The sequence below is a fragment of the Propionivibrio sp. genome, assembly GCF_029255185.1.
GTDB lineage: Bacteria > Pseudomonadota > Gammaproteobacteria > Burkholderiales > Rhodocyclaceae > Propionivibrio.
In genome coordinates, this window is sequence record NZ_JAPUVO010000099.1 from 1 (window position 1) to 4,785 (window position 4,785).

At 53.9% G+C, this 4,785-nt stretch carries 4 protein-coding genes; 3 read left to right on the top strand and 1 reads right to left on the bottom strand.

Going from position 1 to position 4,785, the window contains the following annotated elements; translation table 11 throughout:
* Positions 1–379 precede the first annotated feature (379 nt).
* Complete coding sequence (locus tag Q1J43_RS08010; RefSeq protein WP_301101934.1) at positions 380–775, bottom strand: helix-turn-helix transcriptional regulator; 396 nt, start codon at positions 773–775, stop codon at positions 380–382.
* 333 nt (positions 776–1,108) lie between these two features.
* Here Q1J43_RS08010 and Q1J43_RS08015 point away from each other — a divergent pair, with 333 nt between their 5' ends.
* From Q1J43_RS08015 to Q1J43_RS08025, 3 genes are read left to right on the top strand one after another with little or no spacing between them, the layout of a single operon-like run.
* On the top strand, positions 1,109–2,848 hold the full coding sequence (locus Q1J43_RS08015; RefSeq protein ID WP_301101935.1) for a ShlB/FhaC/HecB family hemolysin secretion/activation protein: 1,740 nt from the start codon (positions 1,109–1,111) through the stop codon (positions 2,846–2,848).
* A gap of 9 nt (positions 2,849–2,857) precedes the next feature.
* Positions 2,858–3,427, top strand: coding sequence for a toxin-activating lysine-acyltransferase (locus tag Q1J43_RS08020; protein ID WP_301101936.1), 570 nt, complete (start codon positions 2,858–2,860; stop codon positions 3,425–3,427).
* A 3-nt stretch (positions 3,428–3,430) separates the two neighbouring features.
* Positions 3,431–4,663 (top strand): filamentous hemagglutinin N-terminal domain-containing protein, encoded by a 1,233-nt coding sequence (locus Q1J43_RS08025; protein WP_301101937.1) that lies wholly within the window; start codon positions 3,431–3,433, stop codon positions 4,661–4,663.
* Positions 4,664–4,785: the final 122 nt, after the last annotated feature.

A 4,785-nucleotide genomic window follows, 5' to 3' on the forward strand; every position in this document is an offset into this window, starting at 1 on the left:
CGCCACTCGTGCCGGCTGCGCCGTGACCCCTTTCCCTTCTTGCGCTCCACCATCGCAATTGCTCCCGTGAGTGATTTGTCTCGGGAGCCATTCTCGTCATCGCGCGCGCAAAGGGAAGAACGCCGTAGGGTTACCGGTTACCTGCCAACGCTTGGTAAAGGAGCAGCTTTACACCACTGCAGCAATAATTGCAGCACACCGTAGTGCGGTGGACACGGGAGATTTTGCTGACCTATCTAATATGACCAGTCTCAAAACGTTCGTGGCTGCATTGGCTGGCCATGTGGCCGCCGAGGCTGCACGATTGGTATAAGACGTCTATCGATAGGGAAAGCTCAAGCGGCGGCTGACGCACCTTTACTTTGCATTCACTCTAGGCTTAGGCTATGTGGGCTGCTTTAGCAGCTCGTGTACGCGGACGTCCCCGCTTGCGGGGCTGACAGCGTTCAACGAGCAACTTGACGACCCCTTCGATCCAGTCTCGATCAGCCAGAGAGATATTGGACATCAAAATACCCAGACGCTCAGCGTGTTCGATAGGTTCGGTTGGCTCTTCGCCCACTAATTCAGCAATGCTTGCATGCAGAAGACGAGCGATCAGATCAACGACTGTGAGTGGGGGAAGGATCGCGCCAGTTTCATACCGTGAAATGGTGAGCGTATCGATATCCAAGTACTCGGCGAGTTGTTCTTGTGTCAGCCCAGCCGCACGACGACGGTCCCCGATATTGCGACCCAAGCGCCTGGCCAGAGACCGACGGATGGGTTTTTCCATGCGACAGAGTCCTATAAATAGGCAAAATTGTCTTTTTAATTAGAGGAAAAAGTAATGATGGAATAAGCATGTACATGGCTATGCGTTTTAAATCTAGTTTGTTTATTTGTAGATGAATTTATGCGGAAATAAGATCTTAAAAAATAGGAGATCCCTCGCAAATTTGCGTCTTTTCCAAAAGTGCATATTTACAACGACTTCTGGTAAGATAGCCGGATTTTTGTGCCTCTCTCGGAATCGGGGACAGACTTGAAATAGACTCGAAGGGAATCACGCTTGCTCGGACCGAAGTAAAAAAACAAAAACATCCAGGCTGCTCTGCAAGCATGGCGTTTGCCCACATTGGCGGGTGGTGCCACACTCGCCTTTGCAACGGCACTCCTGGGCGTCACTTCCTTGCCTGCTTTCGCCCAGGTGACTCCAGCCCAATCTGCCACTGACGAGCTTTTGCGTCGGCAAGAACGCGAACGGGTGTTACGCGAGCAGCAAGAACGCATTCCTGATGTACGTTTGCCCAAACCCGAGACCCCACAGGGGTTGGAGCGCTTGCCCAGCAATGAAGCCGACTGCGTCGACATCAAAAATATTACCCTGGTTGGTGACAGCGCGGATCAATTCCAGTGGGCCATTGAGGCTGCAAATCACACTGCGGACAACGTAGAAGATAAAGCAACTGGCCGTTGTCTTGGTTCACGCAGCGTGAACTTGGTGATGCGACGCATTCAAAACGCCATCATCGCGCGTGGGTTTGTCGCCGCGCGTGTCTTGGCTGGGCCGCAAGCTCATTTGGCCGAAGGCACTCTCGAACTTACTCTGTTTCCCGGTCGGATTCGCCACATCCAGTTTGCACCGGGCACCGATGGGCGTGCCACGAAATGGAACGCTGTTCCTGTCAAATCTGGCGATCTACTGAACTTGCGTGACATTGAGCAGGCTCTGGAGAACTTTAAGCGGCTTCCTACCGCTGAAGCCGATATCCAAGTTGTTCCCGCCGAAGGGCCTGATGCTGAACCGGGCCAAAGTGATCTGGTCGTTAAGTGGAAGCAGGACTTTCCTTTCCGTGTCAGCTTCTCGGCGGATGACTCTGGGACCAAGGCCACAGGCAAATACCAAGGCAGCGTCACGGTTTCTTACGACCACTGGTGGACGCTGAATGACCTGTTTTACATCAGCTTCAACCACGATTTGGGTGGAGGCGATCCTGGCGCACGAGGTACACGAGGCTATACCGCGCATTACTCCTTGCCCTTCGGCTATTGGTTGTTGGGTTTCACCGCCAGCCAAAACCGTTATCACCAATCAGTACCCGGTGCCAGCCAAACCTACCTCTACAGCGGTGAAAGTCAAAACAGCGAAATCAAGCTCTCGCGCCTGATCTACCGTGACGCGGTACGTAAAACCACCCTATCTTTGAAGGGGTGGACCCGTGCCTCTAAAAATTTCATCGACGATACGGAAGTCGAAGTGCAACGCCGTCGCATGGCGGGCGTGGATGTCGGTGTCTCGCACCGTGAATTCATCGGTAACGCTACGCTCGATGCCAGCCTCAACTATCGCCGTGGCACAGGTGCTTGGAATTCCTTACCCGCGCCGGAAGAAGCCTTCGGTGAAGGCACCTCACGTCCCAAAATCATCACGGCGGACGCACAGCTCAATGCCCCTTTTAATTTAGGCGAGCAGCGCTTGCGTTACACCGGCGCTTGGCGTGCGCAGTGGAATAGAACGCCGCTGGTGCCACAAGACCGTTTTGCCATCGGCAATCGTTACACCGTGCGCGGCTTCGATGGCGAGAATCAGCTCTTGGCTGAGCGCGGTTGGTTGGTACGCAATGACCTGGGATGGGCGCTTGGGCAAAGTGGCCAAGAGTTTTATGTCGGCATCGATTACGGCCAAGTAAGCGGACCAAGTAGCGAAACCTTGATTGGCAAACACCTAAGCGGAGCTGTCATCGGATTGCGTGGTGCCCTCAAAAGTGTTTCCTACGACGTATTTGTCGGTAAGCCCCTCAGCAAACCCAGCGGGTTCCAAACCTCCAGTAGTGTGGCCGGGTTCAACATCAACTGGTCGTTTTAGGGGATGGGCGTGAGTACAGCACCTCTATCCATCATCGCCCCAGGATTGATTGAGCAAACCTGGAATGAGGCAGAGGTATTGGGAAGTGTTACCTGGTCATGGATGCACTCGAAGTCGCATCACAACTTTCCTCTGCATACCTTGCCAGTCTTGTTGCTTCCCGCAATCAAGAATCGTCAATTCATTATGGCCAGCGAAGCAGGACGCCCTGTTTTCTACCTTTCATGGGCCAATTTCAATCTAGAAGCTGAAAAACGCTATCTAGCCAACAGCCCTCTGTTGATGCCAGAAGCGGATTGGAACTGTGGGGATCGCATGTGGGTACTCGATTGGGTGGCTCCTTTCGGCCATACCGCTGTCGTCAATCGTCTAATAAGAAAGCAGCTCTTTGCCAATCGTTTTGGACGCATGCTTTATCACCGAGGAAACGAACGCGGCATCGAGGTTAGAACGTTTCAGGGTATGGCGGTGCTGAAAGAAGAAGCGAAAGAATGGTTCAAGAGTCATCCAGTGGCATACCCCAATCGCCCCGTGTCTCAGGACACGCCGAAAGTTAATTTATTGTTCCCCGAGGAGTGAAACATGAATAAGAACTGCTATCGCATTATTTTTAACAAGGCGCGTGGCCTACTGATGGCAGTTGCTGAAACCTGTTTAAGCCAAGGTAAAGCAAGTGGCGAAACATCCGCTCCGTCAAAAAGCAACGAGCGCTCCTTGATTGCGGCAATCAAACCTCTGACATTCTTTGTCTGGGGTTTGTTTGGCATGGTGATGACCCCGGCAACCTATGCGCAAATCGTTGCTGATCCTACGGCGGCGGCTAATCAACGCCCCACTGTTTTAACCGCGCCTAACAACGTCCCACTTGTCAACATTCAAACGCCGAGCGCGGCGGGTGTTTCGCGCAACACCTATAGCCAGTTCGATGTGCAGCAGCAAGGTGCGATTCTCAACAACAGCCGCACCAACGTTCAAACCCAACTCGGCGGTTGGGTCCAAGGAAACCCTTGGCTGGCAACTGGCAGCGCTCGTGTGATCTTGAACGAAGTCAATTCAAACAATCCGAGCTTATTGCGTGGTTATGTGGAAGTCGCCGGGCAACGCGCCCAGGTCGTGATTGCCAACCCATCTGGCGTAACTTGCGACGGCTGTGGCTTCATCAATGCAAATCGCGCCACGATCACGACCGGCACGCCGATCATGAACAGCGGGAATCTGGAGGGCTTCCGCGTGCAAGGCGGCATGGTGACGATCACGGGTAATGGTATGGATGCCAGCACCACCGATTACACCGATATCATCGCGCGGGCCGTGCAAATCAATGCGGGCATTTGGGCCAATCAACTCAAAGTGGTGACTGGCACCAACCAAGTCAGTATTGATCAGACCACCAATGATCCTAGCGTGAGCGGGGCAACTACGGGCACAGGCGCTGCGCCCGCGTTTGCCATCGACACCGCGCAACTGGGTGGGATGTACGCCGGAAAAATCACCCTGTTGGCCACTGAAGCAGGCGTTGGCGTGCGCAACGCAGGCAAGATGTACGCGGGTGTGGGGGATGTGATCATCACCGCCAATGGCCAGCTGCAAAACGCGGGGCAGATCACCAGTAGCGGCCAAGCTCAAATCGACACGCAAAACGGTGTCCAAAACACCGGCACCGTTTACGCCCAAGGCAACACCGCGATCACCACACGCGGCGACATCAACAATAGCGGCGTCATTGCCGCGCAAAACAACACGGCATTGAGTGCCACAGGTGCCAGCAGCCAAATTACCAGCGCCAGTGGCGCAGTCTTAGACATCATGTATTGACCTGCCACACCTCAAGCGACGAGGGTTACGCTTGGGGTTTGTTCAACCGTAGGCGCAGAGCCTAAATTGAGGGAGGCAGGTCATGAAAGAGTTTAGCAAGTACGTGGGGCTGGATGTGCATA

Coding starts and splice junctions, on each gene's coding strand:
- Q1J43_RS08010 (WP_301101934.1), bottom strand. CDS start 775: ATGGAAAAACCCATCCGTCGGTCTCTGGCCAGGCGCTTGGGTCGCAAT.
- Q1J43_RS08025 (WP_301101937.1), top strand. CDS start 3,431: ATGAATAAGAACTGCTATCGCATTATTTTTAACAAGGCGCGTGGCCTA.